Below are 22980 nucleotides of genomic sequence, written 5' to 3'. Positions count from 1 at the left end.
TTTCAAGCAATCGACATGAACTCGGGAGAACCGAAAAGCATTGATTCACCGTGAATTTCGATGCGGGAAGCCCACCTCTCGATGGTGCGATACCCCGCCCCGATCCAACCAGTAGGGATATCCCTACATCGGGTTCCGACTCCCCGGCGCAGCGGTTGATGAAAGAGCTGCGGTAGGTCGCCACAACCGAAGCAGACGGCTCGTGACATCTCGGCAACACTCTCGGTGACCTCGGCCCGTCGTCACGACGCGGGCGCTCATGGCTATGGTCCACGACCACGAGTAGACCCTGACAGGCCGGACCGCACCCGCTCCTGGCCGAACAGCGGGAAACTGGTCGCCGACCGTCTGGGCTAGACCGTGTTGAACTCCTCGATCATCGCCGCTTGCTGAGCAAACGCTGCCCGAGCGGCCGACAGCGCGGTATCCACGACAATCCGTTCGAATTCGGCCGGCGTCATTGCGGAAATCGCACCGGACAAACGGAGTTCACGCAACGTGCCGTTCCCGTCGACCACCGCGGTGACTTCCCCCTCGGCGGACACGCGCGTCGCCCGGATCGCCGTCAAGCTGTCGGCAAGTCGGGAAAGTCGCTCCGCGTGACTGCGCAGTTGTGCTTGGACGAAGTCCACTCCAGCCGACCCGTCGCTACTCATATCCCCCCCGAAGCCAACTACCTGGGTGGTATTCCATCTCGTCCTCGTCCTCGTCCAGTTCGGCGGCGGCGACCTCATCGGCGGTCGGCAGCCCGAGCCGCGCCATGACTTCCGCGTCGACGCCGGCCTCGGCCAGTTCGGTCCGGCGGGCGAGTTTGGCGCGGTTGGCGGCCCGAGCGGTCAGCTTCATGATCTCGCGAGCCACCTCGTCCGGATGCCGACGCAACTCGTCGCGGTCGATCGAAATCGTGGTGGGCATCCCGGTTTCCGTGGCCTCGACCGTCATCGAGCCGGCGGTGGACGTCGCTGCGGCAGTGAAATAGGCAGGCTGGGGTGTCGTGGTCATCCTCGCCGCCCGACGGCCCGGTTCTCGTCGTCGATCACCAGTTGCACTTCCTCGATCTCCTCGTTGATGAGATGGACCAGGCCTTTCCCGTCGACGCCCTTGGCGATTGCCCGGTTGTCGCCGACGATCGCGTATCTTCCGTCGTCGAGGATGTCGCGCCACCGCAGTCGGCGGCGCGTGCGTCCCCGTGGCCCGAACGCCGACGCACCTTGGACGATGTCGATCAGCCCGGCGGACGACGTGGGCAGGTGCCAGAATGCCTCGGCCTGCTGTGCTACCGAGTCCTCGTCGTCATCGCGGAAGCGGGAACGGCCGTAGGAATAGTCGAAGCCATCGCCCGTACTCTCCCGATGCTGCACGGGAAGTTCGGTATCCGGCCTCCGGCCCGCCACCACCCGAGGCAAAACGCTTACCACCGCGTCGGCCAATGTTGTCGGATCACAGGCGGTTACGACGAAACCGGCGGCATGCCAGACGGTTTTACCCGGCAACTGCCTCACCATGAAGGCGTGGTCGCCGCGAGACGCCGCGTAGACGCGGATCGCCGTCGCCGCCTTCTCGGGCGCACGCGGATCGACGCCGACAACCCGTACTGTGTGATCTGGGCGGGCGAGTGCCGCGAGCAGATCATCGATCGTGTCGGCAGGTTCGGACGCGAGACGATCCCGCACCCGCCGTTTGGTCGCCTCGTACTCGTCCCCGTCGATGATGTCGGTGGTGAAGATCAACGGGGCGGGCAGGTCTTCGCCGGTGGCTATCTCCCATCGAACGACGAATTCGAGGTCATCGAAACGCTTTTCGGGCATCATCGGTCGATCACCGCCTTGAACACCGTGGGAGCCTCACCCAAAGCCTCATCCAGGTGCTCGGTGGACTGCAGATACTTCGGATGCTTGTGCTCACCGCCCTTGCCCTGGCCGGCGCCCTGCGCACCGTGCGGTGCGGCAGTGCCCGGAGATCCTGGCGTGCCCGCCATGGGCTGCTGCTGACCTGTCGGCAGCCCGGCACGGGGTGGCGCGGCGCCCGTAGCCAGTTCGGTGCCTGCCCGGGGGAAAAGGCTCGCCGGGTAGTCCCGCATCGGGGTGGGAGCGGTCGGGCCGGAGACGGGACCACCACCGCCTCCGCCACCACCGGCGCCACGGCCACCTCCGCCAGTCGGCGGCTTACCCTCGGACGCGCGCAACGCGGGGTCGAGAGCCTTGGCAGGGTCCGGCACATGCCCGGCTCGAGGCAGACCCTGACCGACCTGCTGCGCGAGATTGCCCGCCTGTTGCGCCATGCCTCCGAGTTGGCCGAGTTGGCTCTGGCCTGTCGGCCGCGTGCTCGGATCCCCCACTTCCGGTAGCTGCCCACCGATCTGTTGCCCGCCACTCGGCGCCGGATGGTCTGTCGTGGACGTGGCGTTCGGAACGGCATACGGAGTCGGACCGATATACGGATCCGCGTTCGGATCGAGTTGTGTACTGCGCGGCAGACTTTCCGCCGTCACATCGCTGACCTTCGGGCCACTTGGTTCGATCTGCTGCGGGCCCGTCTGCTGCGGAATTCCGTTGGGTTGTGGTTGATCACCACCGATCCGTTGCCCCGGGCGCTCACCCGTCTTCCGCGGATCGGTCTTCTTCCGCGGATCGGTGTTCTTCCGCGGATCGGTCTTGCTCTTCGGATCAGTCCTGGAAACCACCTTCGGCGGCGCGAACTGCGGAATCCGCTTCCGACTGATCACAAACCCCGCAAAATAAGAATTCGCATAATATTCACGAACCTCGGACAACGAAGTAAGGAAATCCCAATAACCCTCACCCCGCACATGCCCGGTAGCCTCATCCGCATCCGCCATGTTGTACACCGGCGCCGACTCCGACGGCATCCCAAAAGGAGTACCCGCCAACCAACCAGCCGCGAACGCCAACTCCGTCCCCATCGCGATCATCCCCTTGTGCACCGCCGCCAACTCCGATTGAAAGCGGTTGTAAGCACCAGCAGCCGACTCCGCCGACTTACCCTCCCACCCGACCTTCGACCCGGCGAACGCCTTACCCAAACGAGATTTCAACTCCTCCACCGAAGCCCGAAGCTCCTGACCCAGCCAAATCCACTTCTGCCCGGCCCCACGAATCGGATCCGGCCTGATCGTCTCCCCGAGCTCCCACAGGTTGTACCAACTCATCGCCTTGTCAGACACCGGCGCGACACCGGAATCACGAAACTCCACACCCCCACTCTCGGAGTCGAAATCCTCCAACTTATACGCCGTCTTCGAATTACGCCCCTTATCGAACACCCCCTCGGCAATCGTCTCCGCATTCGCCCCCGACCCCCACGAACCCCCACCCGCCAACGCCCACACAAGCACCGCCGGCATCGCAAACCGAGCCGGCATCACCGACTCCGCAATAGCGAAACCACGAGCAGTCACCACCTCCGTCACCTCGAAAAGATCACCAGCAACCAAATACAACTCCCGCATGTGATGCACCGTCTCCCGATGCCCCCGCAACACCGAACCCAACTCCTCGGTCCGATCCAAAAACTTCCGCCCCAACTCCACACCCTTCCCACCCGGCAACCTCCCGAACCCACCCGGATCGAAAGACAACCCACCCCCCACACGACCAATCGCGCTCAACGCACGCTCAGCCCCCGCCAACGCCATCGCCGCCTCCCCCGCCGTCGACCCCTCGATCGAAAACCCCCCACCACCAACCGCCTGACGCGTCAACCGCTGCCACACATCACCCATACCGAAACCACCTCCTCATCGTTGGTCGATCACCGGCTGATGTGCGCCGGGCACATCACCTACAGGCTCATCCAGACGCCGCGCCGTATACGCGAAAGACGCCTCCGCCTCCGCCACCCCGTCCGGCCCGGTTACAGTCGGCCGGTCCGCATGGAGCATGGCGGGCGCCGGGTGGTCCTGTGATGGCAACACCAGTGGCTCGATCACCGGGGCGGGCGGGAGCTTCTCAGGAGGATCATCCGATTGCGGGAACAGATTCGTCCGACGGTCGGGCACAGACTCCGGATATGGCAACCGGGGCGAGACACTCGCGCGATTGTCATCGTGCTGCTGCGGAGCCTTTGATTCGTCGGAATCCGCGGTCTTACGAGCGTCCTCCGGGGAGACGGGGTGTGATTCGTCAAGAGGTGCGCCAGGAAGTGGCGCGACCGGAGAGTCCAGCTGACTCGCCGCGGCGATCCCCGCTTCGATGATCGCCTGTACTCCTTGACCAGCGGCTTGGGCAAAAGCACCGGCCGCAAGCGCGATTCCGGCCAGTGCCGCCGTCGCGTCCTGCGCGCCCCCTTGCTGCTGACCGGGCACCCCAGCCCCCTGCTGCTGACCGGTGGCTCCCACCCCCTGCTGATCTACAGTCTGCCGACCCTCGGTCTCGGCGGGACCGTTCTGCTGTGGGGCCGGTTCTGTCGAATTCTGTCCACCTGGCAGCCACTTGTCAGCCTCGACGAGAGCATCCTTGCCGGCCTTCACGTACTGGTCACCGGCCGTATCCACCTGTCGCGCCGCCTGCTGGTATTGATCAGCCTGCTTGATCGCCTGCGCAGCGCGCTGATCCCGCTTATCCACGTCGCGAAGCGTCTTTTCCGCGTCTTTGATCTGCTTGTGCCCCTCCTCGAGCTTCACCTGACCGGCTCGAACCTCTTTCTCCCCTTGTTTGATCAGCTCCGTGCCCTTCTTGATCTCCGCGTGCCCTCGGGTGATCTCTTGTCCCCCGCGGCGTACGAGCGCATTCCCCTCCTCCACCTGTCCCTGCCGGAGCAATGCACGGCCGCGTGCCAGGTTCGTTTGCCCCTGCTGGACGAGGGCGGCGCCATGGTCACCCAGGGCGATACCCTGCTGGATCGTCTTGGAACCTTGATTGATGTCCTGGACGCCCTGCTGGATCGTCTTGGAACCTTTGTCGATGCCCTGAATTCCGTTGGGTTGTGGTTGATCACCACCGATCCGTTGCCCCGGGCGCTCACCCGTCTTCCGCGGATCGGTCTTCTTCCGCGGATCGGTGTTCTTCCGCGGATCGGTCTTGCTCTTCGGATCAGTCCTGGAAACCACCTTCGGCGGCGCGAACTGCGGAATCCGCTTCCGACTGATCACAAACCCCGCAAAATAAGAATTCGCATAATATTCACGAACCTCGGACAACGAAGTAAGGAAATCCCAATAACCCTCACCCCGCACATGCCCGGTAGCCTCATCCGCATCCGCCATGTTGTACACCGGCGCCGACTCCGACGGCATCCCAAAAGGAGTACCCGCCAACCAACCAGCCGCGAACGCCAACTCCGTCCCCATCGCGATCATCCCCTTGTGCACCGCCGCCAACTCCGATTGAAAGCGGTTGTAAGCACCAGCAGCCGACTCCGCCGACTTACCCTCCCACCCGACCTTCGACCCGGCGAACGCCTTACCCAAACGAGATTTCAACTCCTCCACCGAAGCCCGAAGCTCCTGACCCAGCCAAATCCACTTCTGCCCGGCCCCACGAATCGGATCCGGCCTGATCGTCTCCCCGAGCTCCCACAGGTTGTACCAACTCATCGCCTTGTCAGACACCGGCGCGACACCGGAATCACGAAACTCCACACCCCCACTCTCGGAGTCGAAATCCTCCAACTTATACGCCGTCTTCGAATTACGCCCCTTATCGAACACCCCCTCGGCAATCGTCTCCGCATTCGCCCCCGACCCCCTCGAACCCCCACCCGCAAACTCCCACACATGCTCCGCCGGCATCGCAAACCGAGCCGGCATCTCCGACTCCGCAATAGCGAAACCACGAGCAGTCACCTCCTCCGTCACCTCGAAAAGATCACCAGCAACCAAATACAACTCCCGCATGTGATGCACCGTCTCCCGATGCCCCCGCAACACCGAACCCAACTCCTCGGTCCGATCCAAAAACTTCCGCCCCAACTCCACACCCTTCCCACCCGGCAACCTCCCGAACCCACCCGGATCGAAAGACAACCCCCCCCCCACACGACCAATCGCGCTCAACGCACGCTCAGCCCCCGCCAACGCCATCGCCGCCTCCCCCGCCGTCGACCCCTCGATCGAAAACCCCCCACCACCAACCGCCTGACGCGTCAACCGCTGCCACACATCACCCATACCGAAACCTCACCGCCGCTCTTCGTGTATCGCGGTAACGACGTGGGCGATCGCGTTGTTGATCGCCGCGGCCATGCGGCGCGCGTCCGTGCCGGTAGCGGCGGGTGGCTTTCCGGTGACGACATAGCGGCCATCGTCGGCGAGATCGCGCCAACGCACGGTCCGGCTGCTGATGCCGCGCGGTCCGAACACGGAGTGCCCCTGGACCACGGTGACAGACCCGGTCATCGCCGCGGGCAGGGCTAGAAAACGTCTGGCGCGAGCGCGGATGACGTCACCATGGTCGACGTCCCCGTCGGGCAGTACGACATCGTGGTGCCGACCCGGCCCGACAGCCGGAAGCGAGGCGACGACAGCTGCCGCGAGGTCCAGCGCGTCGATCTGGTCAATCGTGTATCCCCCACTGTGCCAGACGGTTTCACCAGGAAGCTGCGTCACCAGATAGCCGGTGCCGCGGAGTCGACAGGCGTGCAGCCGGATTTGGCCTTTCGGGTTGTCCGGATCGCCTGGACTACGGCCGTGCACGATCACGCGGATGTCGGGCCTGCCGAGGGCGGCCAGCACCGAGTCCAGTTCAGCACCGTGGACGACCCGCACGTGTGCGGCGGCCTGCCGTAGTTCGCGTTCGGAATCCTCGAGCAATTCGGTGCGCGAGGTATAGAGCAGTGGCCGCGGCAGTTGGTCTTCCCCCGCCGCGGCCCAGGCCGCGGCGAACTCGATGTCGGTGAGGTCCCAGGTTCGCCTCATCGGTCCACCACGGGGCGATACGCCGGGGGGATGTGCCCGATCGCCTCGCCCAGATGCTCTTCGGAGTTCAGGTACTCAGCGGGCTTGTGCTCTTTGTCCTCGGAACGATCCGCTGCCCGCCGCGCCGCCGGCGCCGGCGCGCCGGGCGAGCCGGGCACCCCCGCACGGGGTCCGGCGCGACCTGCCGACTCCGCCGGTGGCATCCCGGACCGGGGAAACAGATGCGCCGCGGGCTTTTTCGGGACCTCCGGCGCCCGTAGCCCGCTGCCGCGTGCCCCGGCGCCACCGATCGCCGCCGCGCCACCAGCCGCGCGCGGGGTGGGCCCGGCGATCGAAGGTGTGGGAAGGGCAGCCGCACGCGGGCCGCCGACGCCGTTCATCGCCTGTGGGTCACGCGCACCCATCAGCGCCGGATTCGCCATACCGGCCCCGTCACGCTGGCCGAGGTCGGTAGGCTGATCCGAGACCCTGGCCGGCAAGTCGGAGCGGTTCTCTGGCCCGCCTGATTCGAAAGGTTGTATCCCGTCGATGTCCTGACCGATGGGCAAACCCAGGTCCGGTCCACTCCCATCAAGTGGAGCGGAGCCCTCGATACGGTACTTCTCCTCGAGCGCGCTGATACGCACTCCCGTGTCGCGGTCCTTGGTGACGGTCCGGGGTGGCGTCCCGCTCCGCGGACTCGGAGTGTCGACGCCGTCGGTCACCGGCGAAACGGGGTGCGGCAGCCTGGGTACACCGGAGGTACTGTCCTGCAGGCCGGAGGTGTAGTTCACCTTCATGAGGATGCGGAGAGCTTGCAGACCGCCGGCCTCGAGTTCTTGCTGCTGCTCCTCGGTGAGATGATCCGGGTGCGGCAGGTCCTTGAAGGCGTTGTACGCCCCCTGCAATACCTGTGCGGTCGTCGAAAGCTTCTCTCCCACTTTCGTCATCGCGGTATCGAGCGCGTCGACGTCATCGATGTATCGGTGCACCGCTTTGCGCGCCGAATCGGCTCCGTCGCCCTCCCACCCGCCGGCCCCGCCCGGCCCGGCTTTCATGGCGTTGTCGAGCACCGTCCGATAGGTCTGGAATCCCTGCCGCACATGGCCGGCCACGTCGTTCCACATCGCCTCGGCGGCAAGCGCCGGATACCAATTGATGCTCATCGCCCACTCGTAGAGCTGCCGGTAGTTCTTGCTCATCGGATCCACCCAGCGGATGTCGGCGTACTCGGGAGTCTTACCGCCCCGGTATGCCGTTGTCACGGTGCCCGAACCCAGCAACGCCTCCTTCGACACCGACAGCGACTTCGGACGGATCTTCGCGAACTCCTCGGCACTGATGACTTCGGTGTTGTGGAACCGCACCCCGACTGCCCGGAACGTGGCGGCCTGGTCATCGAGCACGGTCAGGTGCGAGTCCAGGGTTCCGGCCAGTTCGTCGGTGGCCTTCTTGCGAAACCGCGCCGATACCTCGCCGCCATCGCGGACGCCGCTGACCGGGGCGAACTGGTCTCGTATCGCGAGTTGCCGAACTCCCTTCAAGTGCGCGACCAGATCGCGCACGCCGTTCATGAGGTGGACGACGCTCTGCCTGTCGAACTGAAGATTCCCCGCGCGAGCACCGGAAGCCACCTGGCCCCACGAATAGTCCTCGCCCGCCATGCGTTCGCCTCATTTCACGAGAACACGCCGCCATCGCACTCCCTCCAGACTCGGGGCTGCGACTCGTGCGCGGGTAGTAGGGAGATCCCTACATCCGTGCGCCACCGGTCCGGACCAGACCTTCCGCCCACGCTGCCGGGCGCGGCGTTGCCGTACTACGACGACACCGGGCGGTCCAGCGGTCCCGATGCAGGTACGGTCGCACTGGCGGTGCCGCCGCGCACCGGAACCCACGGCTCGACAGGCCGACCCTGCGGAGCGACCGGCCTGGTCGCTAGAGATCCGTTGCGTCGGTGACTGTTCGGTCATCGAACGCTGCCCTTAATCGGGGGACGGCGTCGGCCAATAGGTCGACAGCCTCGGACGGATCCAATCGCAACTCCGCTGCGGCATCCGGGATCGGTACGCCGTCGATGAGATGCAGCCTGACCAGTCGTATTGGGCCAGGCTCTGGTGTGGCCCATCGATGCTCGCGCGGGTACGGCACCACTGCACGAACCGCTCCGGCTCGGAGAGCCTCGGCCGTGCGCCGGGTTCGTGGTCGTGACCATAAAAGTATCCAACCGGGCGCGCAACGCGCTGTCGGGAATACCCAGGCCATCGGCCAGATCCCAGAGGAAAGCCGCGCTGGGGCGTCCGCCCCTCTCCACAAACTCGACGCCACGCTGGGATCGGCCGATCAATGCGGCGAGGTCTGCCGCGGTCAACCTCGACCTGAGTCGGTGGGCGCGTACCCAGTCGTGTATCGACGCGCACCACACCGGATCCGGGGTCGATTCGCCCGCCGGGTCCATGCGATATCGGTATCCCCATGCCTCGGCGAGACTGTTCCACGATCCACCTCGGTGGCGGAAGTGGTCGTAAACACGCAGAAGTTCGAGTTCACGAAGCCGAGTCGCGTTTTCGGCAGGTACGAGCGTCGACGGCGCAAGCCCCATGAGTCGGGAGACTTCCGCTTGGGTGAGGCCGTTCTCCTCGCGTAGCGCGCGTACATAGTCGCCGAACGACTCGACCGCCCGGAAGTCTGGAAAAGCGAGCGAATCGCGGGGATCAACTTCCGCACGATGGTAGTCGCGATGGATGTCGAAATGGCTATGGGCAACCACCACTGTCTCGGTCGGCATCCCCAGCGCGGCGCCGAACTCGGCGAGGAAGCTGCGCGTCACGCCCTTGGAACCATTCTCGACGTTGGCGACGCTCTGTTGCGAGCGGCCCATCAGTTCGGCCAGCTCTCGCCGGGTGAGACGGCGGTGGAGCCTGCTGTCCCTGACCCAGTCGCTGATCGATTGGTATCGGATAGGGTCGGGTGCAACTTCCCCGTGGGATCCCCTGCGGTAGTGGTATCCCCATGCCCGCGCGATCTGGTTCCACGGACCGGCGCGGTGCGGAACTCTGTCGTAGAGCACGAGCACGAACAGCTCGCTGGGATGAAAATGTCCCGCCGCGAGCTCCTTGTCCGGTCGCTGATTCCCATCATGCGGGCGGTCTCGTCGGAGCCGAGATGATGGGCGCGTTGGAACAGTTCGCCGTACTCGCGAAGCGACTCCGCAGCATGGGGATCGGGGTACCGCGGCGGGGTCGTGCGGGAGATGTGGAAAGCATTCGGCCAGCTCGGAACTCCGGGCGTCAGCACGCGACAGGGCGTGCACGTACCGGTCGACCATATATCTCGTCGGGGATCGACGAGCCGACTCGTGTGCTCTGATGGCGGAGTGCGCCACACCCGGCATCCGTTCGGCGAGCTGCCGGAGGGTCAGTCATTCGGCAGTGCGGAGATAGCGGAAGTACGCGCCGATATGCGGGTAGCCCTCGGGGTAGCGGGGCCTACCGTCGGAATCGACGAGTTCTGGGGCGATTGTGTCGGCGAGGGTCGGATAGTGGTCGCGAGCATCGGGAATGCGGCGCAGGAGTGCACGCAGTTGGCTGGTGGTGAAAGGTAGGTCGGAGTTTTCGATGCGGATCCAGGTACCGGGTTGGGCGTCGGTGAGAGCGTCCATCTGGGAGGGAGCGCGGGCGAGGTAGTCGCGAAGGCGTCAAGCCCAGCCAGGGGCGTCTTCGGGCCCGGTCGGGCGCACAACCGGTGCGCCGGTATCGACTGAGGCGTCGACGATGCCCGCCTCGGCGAGCCAACGGTGCAGTTGTGTCAGGGTGAGGCTGTGCATTTCGGCGTACTGGGCCAGGCTCTGGTGCGGCCCATCGATGCTCGCGCGGATGCGGTACCACTGCCTGAACCGCTCGGGCTCAGAGGCTTCGGGATGGTCGTCGTCCCGGCGATCCCGGTCGTTCGGCGGGCCCTCGATGTCATGGTGCGGAAGGTCGCGGTCGCTACGGTCGAAGGTTGGCGCGTGCAGGGCCGACAGCACGCCGCCATCGTTCGCGAGGTAGGCGACGAAGGCCTCTTCGACCCGATGGTAGGGCGGTATCCAACTGTCGTCTCCGTTGTCGTAAGCACGCACGCGTGGGACGTCGATGGGAGATTCGATGAGTGTGTCCGAGACGAAGATCGTGCCGCCGACGTTCGTGACCACGTAGCCGTGTGCTTTGACGCCGTCGTCTACCACGACAACAGCGGTGTCGGCCCCGTCCTGTCCTGCGCGTACGGCCTCGACCACCGATGTCATGGGATCGCCGGCTCCGGGCCGCGGCAACACTTTCTTCAGTTGGGCGTTGATGGCAGCTTCCAAAGCACGCCAATCTCTTTCGCCCCGTTGGGGAATTCGTCCGTCATCGTTTCCCAGCGCCCACACGGTTCGTGCCACATGGGTGAGGCATTCGTTCCTGCGTCGTACCGCATCGTCGACGGCCTGGTACAGACCTTCGACGCCGCGATCGGAGACCGCGGATTCGGACACCACCGGGTACCCGACCGCTCGCATGCCCTGCACCGTCTCGAATAGCGAATGATGATGGGGGATCAGGATAGCCATGGTGGCGGCAATGTAGTCACGCTCAGACACGTCGACAGGCTGCAGCAACCTGAACGTGTGCATCATCCGGGCGGCGGAGCCCGAGAATGCCGCAGTGACCGGAATCCCCCGCTCGACAGCGATCTGTCGGAAGTATTCACTGCCCGGATCGAAGTCGACAAAGATCGCCCCGGGCTCCCACGGCAGTGGCACGACAAAATGCGTGGGATCCAGGAGCAGGGCCTTCTCGGAGTCGATCGTTCCGACACGGCGGTATAACTCGACTCTGTCGACGATGCAGGAGCCGTCGTCGTCTCTGATCCGCCGGCCGTTCTGGTCGTAGGTGTAGATGGGCAGTGTGTATTCGACCGACGTGTCTTCAAACCGGATCCGGGCTTCGAGCGCATCGGTGTCGACACGGCCGTTGGCGTCGCGGGGAAGTTCATAACCGTGCTCGAGTTTGTCGATCCGCAAGACCTCCAGTTCGCCGGGAATCGCCTCGAGTTCGCGGCGAGACAGTGGCATTCCCAGCAGGTCCCAGTCTTGCACCGTGAAATTCTTGCGCCGCTTCTCTGCCGGTGTTCGATCGCGACGCGCGGCACGGCTTTGTTCGTACTCGTCGAGCAACCGGGCATCCGCGGCCCGGCTACGACCCAGGTTCCCTTCGTTGTTGACAGCGGCCGCAGTGATCTCCCGACCAGGATGTGCCGACGATATGGTTTCCCGGAGCACGCCCAGTGTGGCGACATCGAGCCCCAACTCGCCGGCACGCGCCTCCCACCCGGGCTGGTTCAGCAACCGCGCGATGCCTTCGGAGAACGTTGTGCCCGAAGCATTGTCGGTAATCGAATTCCGGAACCTCGCGTTCAACACAGCCGCCATGATCTCGCGCAGATTTCCGTCGCGTCGCAGCTCGTCCAGTGACACGGTGGGCAGCACCATACCGCCCCATCGCGGCATGGTATTCGCGTAGAAAGCCGCGTCGATCTCCTTCGGCGACTTGTCCGGGAACAGACGCGAGTTCATGTACCGAATCCGGTCCAGCATCGCGACCGCCGCGGCCCTGCTCTCCGGTCGGTTGTACAGGTCGCGCGCCAACTCGACCTCATCCTGCATGCGGTACCGACGCCAGCCCGGCGTGTCGGCCATCGGCTGTTCGGGCGAACCTTGCCAGGGCTGTTCGCCGACCTGGTTTACGTTCGCGGTGCCGTCTACGTCGGTGACCGCATGGTCGTCGAATTCCCGTGTTGCGGCTGTCGAATCTACATCAGTGACGGCCACCTGCGGATCCGGTTCTGCTGGTGCGCTCGGTGACCGCGGCGGCCCTGCATCATTTGTTGTTCCATCGTTCAGTTCGACTTCGATGAAGCGTGGCCGGTATTTGCTGACGTCGGCAAGCACGCCGGGGACGTCGACACTGTTGACGTTGTAGCTGATGACCAGGGTATTGCCGCGTCGCAGTTCGGGGTGTTCGTGAGCGTTGTAGATGATGACGTTCGGATCCCGGTAGGAGCCGAGGATTCCGGCCTCCGGTGCACGATAGAGCACCGTCGGTGAGGTGAACGGGCCGGTGGGCGATGTCGACTCATACACCAGGATCTCGGCGGCGAATGGGTGGGTGGTGTCATGGGTGATCAGCAGATACCGGCCGTTCCACCGGGTGACGCTGTACTCGTTGGAAACACCGGCCATCACTCGCGCGGAATCGATCTCGCGTGGTGACCATCTCGCGCGCTGATCATCTCGGCCGGTGAAGAACTCCCACGGCGCCCGCAGGTCGTTGCCCAGTACCCGGGCGACGTGCATGTACTTGGTGGCGCCGAGGTCTTCCACCCCGTGGACGTAGGTGTGGCTGCCGTCGAATTCCACCCAGGACGCCCAATGAATCCCGGTAGCGGAGGGCATCGAGGTGGCGCCGATCATGCGCAGATCTGTGATGTCGAACTGGACGAGTACGTTCTCCCGCAGCTCCCATTCGAACCCGCCGGAGGTCAGCGCGGCCCGGAGCCGGGCGGCTTCGAAATCGGCAGCGTCGAAATCGCCGCCCGCGTCGAAAATTTGGAGATCGGTGAACCGCATGAACATGACGTCGAGCGTGTTCTCGGTAACGTGTCCGCCGCCGACCCAATAGAACTCGTTGTCGTGCGGCGGCACGACGGCCGTCGGCTGATCGTTGGTCCCGCCGAGAACAGTGAACATCGTGCCGTGGTGGTCGACGACGAAGCTGTTGCTCACGATCGGAACATCGCTCGGGCGGGACCCCTCCGGGCTCACGGGTCCGAGGAACGTGTCGGAAAACCTCCATACCCGGGATCCATCCGGCAGTTGTTGTGAGTATGTGCTGTCCCCCCCTGTCCAGCCACCATCGTCGGTGTCGCCGTATCTCGTGAACGCTGCTGTCAACTCGTGGTGCGGAACCGCCGACACCACCGTCAAGGAGCCTGACACCACTTCACCTTCACCAGCAGCGCCCACATCGTCCGGTACGGCCGGTCCGCCTTGATCGCCGAAGGCCGCTGTGCCGATCGCGCGGAGCTGTGGCTGCTCGGCCAGCTCGCCGGCGACACCGGCTTCGAAGGTGAGGGCGCCACCAGCGCGCGCCGGATTCCGGCGTGCCTCTCCCACCAATTCGGGCCGACTCCACTCCGGCAAACCGGCGTCCAGGTTCTTGTCCGGACCGCGAGGAGTCCGCTCGGCCTCGTTGGAGGGAACTGTTGGTTCGCCGTCGTCGATACCGGCCACGTCGTGTCTGCCACCGCCGCCGATATCGCGAGACTCCGGCGTGGCCGGCGACCGAGAGTGGGGGGCGACGGTCCCAGCGGGCGGATCGTCGTGCCCGAACACCCGCCGCTCGGCGGCAAGCATGATGTCGCCGATGCCGTCATGGGCTGCGATGTCCACATATCCGAGGCGCAGATGAACCCCCGGCTGCTCAGGGTTCGATGGATTCGCAATGTCGGCCAGCGCCTCGTGTCGGGTGTATGTGCCGATTCTGCTGTCGATCGCGGCGATCGCGGCGTCCATGGTCGCCGCGTCGATGGTCCCGACCACGACCGCGGCGACGCGGTCGCCGCCGGTACGCATCGGAACGACCCTGGCCCCCGTCGCCTCGAACACGGTGCGGAAGATTTCCGCGACGGCACGATAATGGCCGTTGGCGACCTCGGACCGATTCTGGGCGTACTGATTGAGGCCGGAGAGATTGATCAGGTGGGCCGACACGAAGAAGCCGGATTCTCCGGTATCGGCGACCCATCGGCGAGCCCGGGCCAGCTCGCCGGTCACGAATCCCGAGCCATGCCCCTCATAGAACCGGGTGACCTCGTCCTTGCGGAGCGGCTCGTACAAGGCGACGAACGCCGTCGGATCCGCATACCCGATTCGGGCCACCTCGTTCATGAACCTGGCGTGTTTCACCTCCTCGGGCTGCGGGTACCGGACGTGTCCGCTCAGCGGATGTCCGGGTTCGCCCTCCGCGCCCGCTCGGCCCGCAGCTTCGCCGTCGCTTCCTGCTGTTTCCTGGCGAGGTCGCGTTCCAGCTCCTCGATGCGCCGCTGCCTCTGCTCCGGAGTCAGACCCGTCAGCCCCAGCCGCTCGTCCCGGTTCTCCTGCGACATCTACTCTCCTTCTCTTGCTGCGATCCACGCCGAGATCCGCGGCGTCGAAGATGTCACCGACAGCCAGGCCGGGCAGAATCTCGGTGTAGCCAATGTGCAGTCCGACACCGTTGTATTCCGGTTGCCCTGGATGTTTCGGGTGCGGGACGTCGGACAAGTTGTGCTGTCGAGCGTATTCCCGAACCTGGGCATCGACCGTAGCGACTGCCGAGGCGATAATGCCGTGGTCGATGCTGCCGACCACGACAGCGGCCATTTCGTCGCCGCCGACCCGCATCGGGACCACCACGGCCCCCAATTTCTCGAATGCCGTACGGAAGATGGCAGCCAGAGCGAAGTAGTGCGCGTTTGCTTCGGCCCGATCCGCGCACGCGTTGTTGAGACCCCGGAGGTTGGCGATGTCCGCCGACACGAACCAGGCGTTGTCGAGGCTGGCCGCGACATGCAGCTGCGCTCGAAGCACCTCGCCGGTCTTGAATCCCGAAACCCGACCCTCGTAGAGACCGGTGATCTCATCCGTCGGCACCCGCTGGTAAACCGCATCCGCGACCGCTTCGGGCGACAATGCCGCCGGATCCAGCCGCTCGATCCTGTCCCAGAACTCCACCCGCGCCGCGTCGTCTGGAGACGGATAACGCGGCTGCTCCGGCGGCGTGCCGGCGGACCGGTCGCCGGCGGGGTCCGTGAGATCCATCTCCTGCAACGGCGCTGCCGCCCGCATCCGATCGTCCCTCGGGTCGAACATCTCCGGCACGTCGGGGGCAGGGCCGTCATATCTCCCACCATTCGGTTCCTCGGTCAGACGCTCACCCGCCCGAGACACCGTGGTCCGGTGGTCTTGCGCTGCCTCCCGCGCGGTCGACTGAACTTCCGCTCCTGCAGCGACTTGCCGCGCGGCAGCGGCGCCGACATCGGTCGAGACCTGCCCTTCCGGCGCTGACCCGACGTCGCCGGAATCCGGGTCGGCGGCCGAGGGCTGTGGCTGTGCGAGTTTGCGCTGCCGCCACGCTTCGACCATGGCGGTGGTGAACTCGTCGAGAGCTACCACCCGGTCGTCGCGGCCGGAAAGGTCCAAACTGCGTACGGCGTCCCGAAAAGCCTGATCCCGGAATGGATAGATGCTCAGTTCCACCACGGAATCACCGAACCGGAACTGGTGATATTCAGCCTCGACATCAGCGTGGAAATGGTGCAGACGTGAGCGATTCCTGGTCGATCGATGACGCAGGCCGTGATCGATATTGTCCTGTACCACTTCCCGCGGGCCGGCGGACGCACCGTACGGGGCGAGAGCTTCCGCGATCTGCGCGATATGCCGGTAGCTCACCGCAATGGCAAACCCACCTGGGACGTTCAACCGGACATGGCGCACCGGGGCTATCGCATCGGCCAACCACTGGGGAAACTCGTGCGTCTCACCCAGCTCGAAGCTCGAATCGCCAACGGTCACAAGCGCGCGGCGCGCACCCGGTTCACCCGTCTCCTCCACCACCACCAGGACCGCGCCATCGGTGACGTTCGCCAGTGCTGCCACAACACGTTCGGCAAGTTCCAATCCAGCGTCATCGATCTTGTCGGCCGGCCAGTCGAATAACGTCTCGCTCAGCCAATCCCACGCCACCGCGCCCGCACGCCCCCGAGTCCTTTCATCACTGGGGTCAGGGCCTTGCGCGCGCACGACGAACTCGGCCCGCGACGGTTCCCGCGGCGCGTCCGCAGCACCGGTCATCGCCATGCGCACATCCGCGGCAGCACGGCCCGCGATGGATGAATCGTCTTCGCGAGCGGTGGCAGCCGCGTCCGGCGCGACAGCTCTCGGTCGGCCGGGTGATCCCGACTCCAACCACCGTCCCCGGTTGTCGGAGGACATCGACCACCGGATGCCGGCCTCGTCCAGCATTTCCCGTAGTCGCTGGCCAGGAGGGTCGCGATGGAAGACGAGGTGGTCGATATCGGTGACCTCGACACGGCGAATCCGGCCATCGGGGCCCGGCACACCATGAATCTGAACCTCGACGGAGCTATTGTCGAGGAACCGGTCTCCGGCGTAGTCGCGACCCACGCCCTCGAGACCGAAATAGCCGAGTTCACCGTGGTGACTCGGAGTGGCGCCGAATGACTCGGGCTGTGGATCGGTGAGCGGGCTCGGGATAGCCTTCACGCCCCACGGGTCGCCGACACACGCTGTCGCCCGTTCGGCGACTGTCGATTTGAGGACAACATCCACATCGCCGTGCTCGACAGCGACCGCGGCGTCGCGACGCCAGTCCCCCCGTGTCGTGCGAACGCGCGCGTAGACCGGCCGCAATTCCACCGGATGATCGCGTGCGAAGCCGAACATCGCCTGCTCCAACCGCGCCCTCTCCTCCAGCAGATATTCGCCTATGCGGCTGCTCGAGGCGGTCTCGAACAGGGTTTTGAATCCGCCGCTCACGAGAATCTGTTGCAGAGTCACCGCCCTGGTTCGAATCACGATCTCGCCGTTGAATACTCGCTTCAACTCTTCGGTCATCCGCACACGGAGCTCTTCGAGCGTGATCCCCAACTCCGCTGCCAACGCCGCGGTACGGCGCTCATTGCCGACATAACGCTCGGCGAAGGCGCGATGCCCGTCCTCCGGGATGCGCCGCGCGGCCTCGACTCGGAGTTGCTGCGCGGAGCGATCAGCGGCCTGTTCCGCATCAAGAATCTCCTGGAACAGCTGCACCGCTTCATCGCTCGGCCGACGCAAACCCGATGGGAACGTGTCAGAAACCATCCACCCGTCAGGCAACCGACGAGAGTACACACTATCTGCGCCAGTCCGGCCACCGTCGTCGGTGCCGATGACGATCGGGTCGTCATCCGCGCGTGTGGGCCCCTGTAGCATCTCGTCGGTACTCTGGTTCGGGTCGTCGGCCGATGGTGCGCTTCGGTTTTCGTCGTGCTCCTGGTGTGGCGGCGTGTGTTCCGGGTCCGGCGCACGGCCGATGTCGCCGACTTCGTGCCCGCGCGGCCGGCCCGGTTCCGGCTGGGGAGATTCGGCGTCGAGCTCGGCCACGATGGGCCGCACCGGATTCCCGTCGGCGTCGAATTCGATGCCGTGTACAGCGCGCAGCGTGACGGGAGGCCGATCAGGGTCGAACTCGCCGACAAAGCGGCCGCCGTAGTCGAATGTCAGCAACACTCCCTGGTGATTGACCACGAAGTAGGCGTGTGCCGAAGTCAACGATCCGGTGTCGGCATGCGTGTCGATGACGATCATGCCGTGCCCCTCCTTGGCCTTCTGCTTCCGCCTGGGGACCTCGTCGTGCCGGTCACCAGCCGAAAGGTCGAGCAGCCGTGCGGCGACTTCGGTGTGCCCGGTCGATCCGGCACCGAAGTACTCCCGACGGCCGCCCGCCAGCCAGGACAAGGCTGTCACCGGCATACCGCTCAGGTCCAGGGGCATGTCCGGGACGACGACCGCTCGTTCCCCGCGTATCCCGCGGTACCAGTCGTTGACAGCCATCATCGCCAGCGGCCCGCAGTTGGCGTCATCACGCAGGTGCATTCCGTCGAGGGGGTCGCCTACTGGGCGGACCAGGGGCTCCGGGTCACCGAGCACGCGATCTGTGCGGGCCCGGATGATCGCGCGAGCTTGCGCGGCTGCCAGCAGACGCATGCGCCGCGAACTTTCGTCGTCATCGGTGTGGATCCGAGCGTCGACCTTCTGATAGCCGGTAGCAGCACCGTCGATGTCGGCAAGCAGATCGGCGCTCACCCCGGCCGAACGCAGACGGTGGAGCGTATCCTCCGGATCGGACAGCGTGGTGTCCGCGTCGGGTCGGCTGTCGAGGGGCAACCGCGCGAGAGTCGCTGCGATCGCGTCGCGCTGTTGTGCGCGTAGCGCTTCGTTAGCCAGTCGAGCACGCCCTTGATCGACAGCGTCGTCGATGATGCGGTCGAAACGTGTCATCATCACGTCGTGCCAGTCGGAACGTCCACGGCGATCGAATTCCGGCCGCAACCTTTCGAGTGCGCCGCGCATCGGATCGAGGTTCGGCAATGGCGTTCGCGGGTCCAGCCACTGGATCCCGAACAATGTCAGCATTCCGACCGCCCGCGCGGCGAAATGCTGGTCCCCCTCGGGATCACGGAATGCCTGACTGTTGTCGATGGCGGTTCCGTCGACCATGACATTGTCGCCACGCCGATCGAAAATGCCGAGCAGGTGGTCGGAGAAGCCGAGCCGGCGACCGGCGGCGGAGTCGCCGTACAACGTCACGAGCACCGTGTCATTGCGCAGAACGTGGTGAAACCGGCTCAGCGTGGGGCGCTCGATGTACTCCAGGTAGACGACGTTTTCTCGGACATGGACCTCCGGCGCTTTTCCACCGAGTGCCCTGATCACCATGGCGCCCAGGTCCTCGGCATCGGGGTGGTGCGGCTGGGTGACAAATTTGCGGACGACCACGAAATCGTCGCCGTATGCCACCAGATCGACCCGCTCGGCCTGGTATTCGGGTAGTTGCGTGCCATCTCGGAAAACTTCCAGGACCACGGGTTCGTGCGCGGCCTCCGCGGCGCGCAACCGGTCGGCCAGCGACAACCGGGGCGGTTGCCGAGGCGAAACTGGCGGCTCCGCGGTCCCATCGGGCTGCGAGCTCGCGGTGTAGTGCGACGAGATCGGCTGCTGCTCAGCCCCGTCCGGATCAGACCGCCGACCGGCATTTCGTGGGTCGGTGTCGATGCCCCGGGTGGGGGCGTCACCGGGCTCAGGCTGGTGGACTGTCAAGTCCGCCGGCCGACCGCTCAACTCGGTGTGATCGCCGAGCGGCGGCAGCGGAATCTGCCGAGTGTGCAGTCGGCTCAGCACTTCCGCTGGATGCCATGGTGGCAGCAGCGGGGAATCGACGGACATCCGGTGGCCGAATTCGGTGAGCGCGTCGACATCCACCGCACCCGTCGGATCACCGTCCCCGAATGGGCCCGCGTCGAGCAGCCGGAACCACTGGTCGAAGGTCATCGAGATCCTGTCGGCCCAGCTGGTGTAGAACTCGAGCAACACAGCATGCACTTCGTCATGAGTCGGGGCACGGTACTGCCCTTCGGCGCGGGCCGCGGGAACCTGATGGGCGCGCTCGGTCCCGTCCGGTTGGACACCGATTTCCCAATATTCGATCTGAATGTCGGAGCGCCACAGTGCGTCACCGAGATCCCGGTGCGCGATCTCCGCCGCTGTCAGCGCCCGCAGGTGCTGCCCTGGCTCGGCGACGACCACGAGTCGGCGTGGCTCGCCGGAGAATTCGACAACCTGCGCGGTACGCCGCACACCGGCGGGTTCGTCTCGCAGTAAATCCTCGACGATCGGTGCGGCCGACCGCGCGCCCAATAGGTCCGCGACCATCGCCAACTCCTGGACAGCCTGATGATGCTCCAGGTCGGCGATCCGCTGCTCCACCACCGCCAACTCGGCGCGCAGTGGCGACACATCGATGATATCGCCGCCCCAGGCGGCCTCGATGCTGTCGAGGTCGACTACGTCAGAGGCGAGCGGGGTGGTCGACCCGTCTAGGTGCACTCGCAGGTAGCGAACCGAGTATGAGCCGTTGACGATCCCCTCCCAGACCGTACTCGCGGTTGTACGCAATTCGTGCAGCGCGACACCGTGGAACCCGTCCATCGCCACGACAATCACCTCATCCGCGACACTGACGTGCGGTGTGGGCCGGTCGATTCCGTGTTCTCCGGGGGAGAGGTAATGCTCCGGGACCACCGCAGCGGACAACTCCCGATCGAGGTCGCGCAGCTCGGCGGCGGATGTTACGGCACGCAACAGGTCCCGGCGCGTCTCGAGCGCTGCGGTCATGTGCTGATCGCCCGCCTCGTCGTGATCTCCGCCGGGGACGGGTGCGTCGGGCACTTCACCCACCAGCTCGCGCAAGCGCGCGGCGGCCGCGTCGCGCCGTCGGGTCGCGTCCGCATGGCGCTGTCGCAGCTGTGCTGAGTCGAGATCGGCAAGCAACCGGGCATCGATCACCCGAGGCGGCTCGGCCACCTCCGTCACGACAGCAGGTTGCTGGGATGCTGCGTGCTCATCTCGGATCGGCTGTCCCGGTGTCCCTTCGGTCGGCTGATAGAGCGTTTGCTGCTCGCGCTCGAGATCGGGGCGAGATGCGGTCTCAGCCCGGTCATGGTCGCGCACGGCCAAAGACTCCGCCAACAACCTGTAGCGGCGGTCGCCCTCAGCGGGCTGTCGGTACGGCTCCACGACTGTGCGATCCAGATACCACGCCGTGCCGTCCGGTTCGATCAGATAGTAATCGATGCCGCCACCGTTGGCGTCCAACCGGGCGAAAACAGCGGGGTCGGCCGCAACCACCGCCCGCAGCGTATCCAGGTGCGCGCCATGTCCGGCGGCGATGATCAGCTTCGCCGGATGCACGTTGTCGGCCCGCTCCAGGTACACGACGTTGTCGGCGAGCCGGCGGACCTCGCGGGGAGTGAGCAGGGCCATGCGCGTCGCCCAGTTCACCTCCGCGTCGATCTTCGCGCGCGCCAGCTCCGCCACACGTGCCTGCACCGGGGCCTCGACATGGCGCACTGTGGGCGAGTGTTCCTCGGCACCCTCGGCACCCGAATCCGGAGTACGATGCCGACCACCGGCCTCCACTTCGGGCTTGCCCTGTCGCAGTGAACTATCCGACTCATCGCCTGCATCCGAGTTTTTTCCGCGCGACTCGGCCGGGACGCCGGTGTGCGCTCTCGCCGGCCCCTCTGGATCAGGCGAGCGACCGATATTGTCGATCTCCCGCCCGCCTGGCTCCCCTGCGGATTCCGGTGTCTGCGGATCGAGGGCTCGACGGTTCCTATCGAACGCCCGGATCTCGTCCGAGTCAGCGAACCTGTCGGCAAGGACAGACGTGAGGGCCGCGCCTCCCGGCCGCAGGTCCGCGGGGAACGGATTCATCAGATACGCCAGGTACAAATCGGTGGCCATCACCGCGGCGACCGCGAGTTCCGACGGCCACACGTGGGCCTGCAATTCGTCGACGACTCGCCGCAATAGTTCGGACTCCCGAGACGCCTGGAAGGAATGCTTGGCGAAAATTTCCTCTTGGGCGCGATACGCCTCGAAGGCGAGCATCAGTTCCGTCTGCGCCGTTATGTCATCGATCTCGTGCGCCGTCCTGATGTCGTCCCTGAGGTCGGCGCAGATTCGACCGAAGAGGTCATCAGGGGCAACCGACAATTCACCGCGGTCATGCTGTTCGAAAACGGTACGCATGAGGATGCCTCGGACCCGTTCAGCGACGAGAGCGGTGGCGGTCAAATGCGCGTCGAGAACCCGTTCGGCGCAGTAGGACGCCTCCCGCGTGGCGATGGCGCGCTCGATCGACTCCGCCTGGGTGAGTGCTTGCACCCACGACGGGTTTCCAGACGATCCCGCCGTCACGTCGTCGACGAACGCCGTGAAATTCTGGAGCAGCTGCATCTTGCGGTCGTTTCGCTGCCGCACGCGTTCTCCGGCCGCCGTCCACACATCGGCGGTCTCGTTGTAGACGTCGGCAGCCCGCGTGAACGCCTCGCCTACTTCGCGCCACATCTCGTCGAGAAGGTTCTCGACCGTCCGCGCATCGGCGAAGTCCGGCTGCTCGACCGACCGTATCTTCACATCCAGCCAGTCGATCATCTGCTGGAGAGCCGACAACTTGGCGTCATGTGCCACCACCCCGGCCGATTCCGCGTCGAACAGCGCCGACTCGACAGCGCGATCCGACTCGGCCAACCCCGCTACCGCGGCCCGAATCCGAATTTTCTGCTCGTCGAACGCAGCATCCAGGTCCAGTGGCTCCGAGTCCGGACGGTGGCCGGTGTCGTCGTGGGGGGGGGGGGGGGGGGGGGGCGGGGGGGGGGGGGGGGGGGGCGGGGGGGGCGGGTGGGGGGCGGTGGGTGGGGGAGGGGGGGGGGGGGGGGCC

The 22980-nt window shown here is 65.5% G+C and carries 10 protein-coding genes; all 10 read right to left on the bottom strand.

Translation table 11 applies throughout. The features are described from left to right. Positions 1–353: 353 nt before the first annotated feature. Positions 354–656 (bottom strand): YbaB/EbfC family nucleoid-associated protein, encoded by a 303-nt coding sequence (locus tag AB0B25_RS17430; RefSeq protein ID WP_357180091.1) that lies wholly within the window; start codon positions 654–656, stop codon positions 354–356. Next, the gene (locus AB0B25_RS17425; RefSeq protein ID WP_357180089.1) at positions 649–1002 is read right to left on the bottom strand and encodes a hypothetical protein; all 354 of its coding nucleotides are present in this window, start codon (positions 1000–1002) and stop codon (positions 649–651) included. The genes AB0B25_RS17430 and AB0B25_RS17425 overlap by 8 nt, the downstream gene beginning before the upstream one ends. Next, complete coding sequence (locus AB0B25_RS17420; protein WP_357180086.1) at positions 999–1811, bottom strand: ESX secretion-associated protein EspG; 813 nt, start codon at positions 1809–1811, stop codon at positions 999–1001. The genes AB0B25_RS17425 and AB0B25_RS17420 overlap by 4 nt, the downstream gene beginning before the upstream one ends. Further along, on the bottom strand, positions 1808–3742 hold the full coding sequence (locus tag AB0B25_RS17415) for a hypothetical protein (protein WP_357180084.1): 1935 nt from the start codon (positions 3740–3742) through the stop codon (positions 1808–1810). Before AB0B25_RS17415 ends, AB0B25_RS17420 begins: the two co-directional genes overlap by 4 nt. A 15-nt stretch (positions 3743–3757) precedes the next feature. Continuing rightward, a complete protein-coding gene (locus tag AB0B25_RS17410) occupies positions 3758–5338 on the bottom strand; it encodes a hypothetical protein (RefSeq protein WP_357180081.1) in 1581 nt (526 codons plus the stop codon). A 798-nt stretch (positions 5339–6136) separates the two neighbouring features. Further along, complete coding sequence (locus AB0B25_RS17405) at positions 6137–6874, bottom strand: ESX secretion-associated protein EspG (protein WP_357180078.1); 738 nt, start codon at positions 6872–6874, stop codon at positions 6137–6139. After that, positions 6871–8517, bottom strand: a complete 1647-nt coding sequence (locus tag AB0B25_RS17400) for a hypothetical protein (protein ID WP_357180075.1) — start codon at positions 8515–8517, stop codon at positions 6871–6873. The genes AB0B25_RS17405 and AB0B25_RS17400 overlap by 4 nt, the downstream gene beginning before the upstream one ends. A gap of 305 nt (positions 8518–8822) precedes the next feature. Continuing rightward, positions 8823–10181 carry a helix-turn-helix transcriptional regulator gene (locus tag AB0B25_RS17395; RefSeq protein WP_357180072.1) on the bottom strand — a complete coding sequence of 453 codons (1359 nt, stop codon included), beginning with the start codon at positions 10179–10181 and terminating at the stop codon, positions 8823–8825. Positions 10182–10274: 93 nt separating this feature from the next. Then, a complete protein-coding gene (locus AB0B25_RS17390) occupies positions 10275–10514 on the bottom strand; it encodes a hypothetical protein (protein ID WP_357180069.1) in 240 nt (79 codons plus the stop codon). A 36-nt stretch (positions 10515–10550) separates the two neighbouring features. Further along, the gene (locus tag AB0B25_RS17385; protein WP_357180066.1) at positions 10551–22790 is read right to left on the bottom strand and encodes a hypothetical protein; all 12240 of its coding nucleotides are present in this window, start codon (positions 22788–22790) and stop codon (positions 10551–10553) included. Positions 22791–22980 lie beyond the last annotated feature (190 nt).

This window comes from Nocardia sp. NPDC049190 (genome assembly GCF_040648115.1).
In the GTDB taxonomy this organism is placed as follows: domain Bacteria; phylum Actinomycetota; class Actinomycetes; order Mycobacteriales; family Mycobacteriaceae; genus Nocardia.
This window is presented reverse-complemented; position numbering and strand designations above follow the sequence as displayed.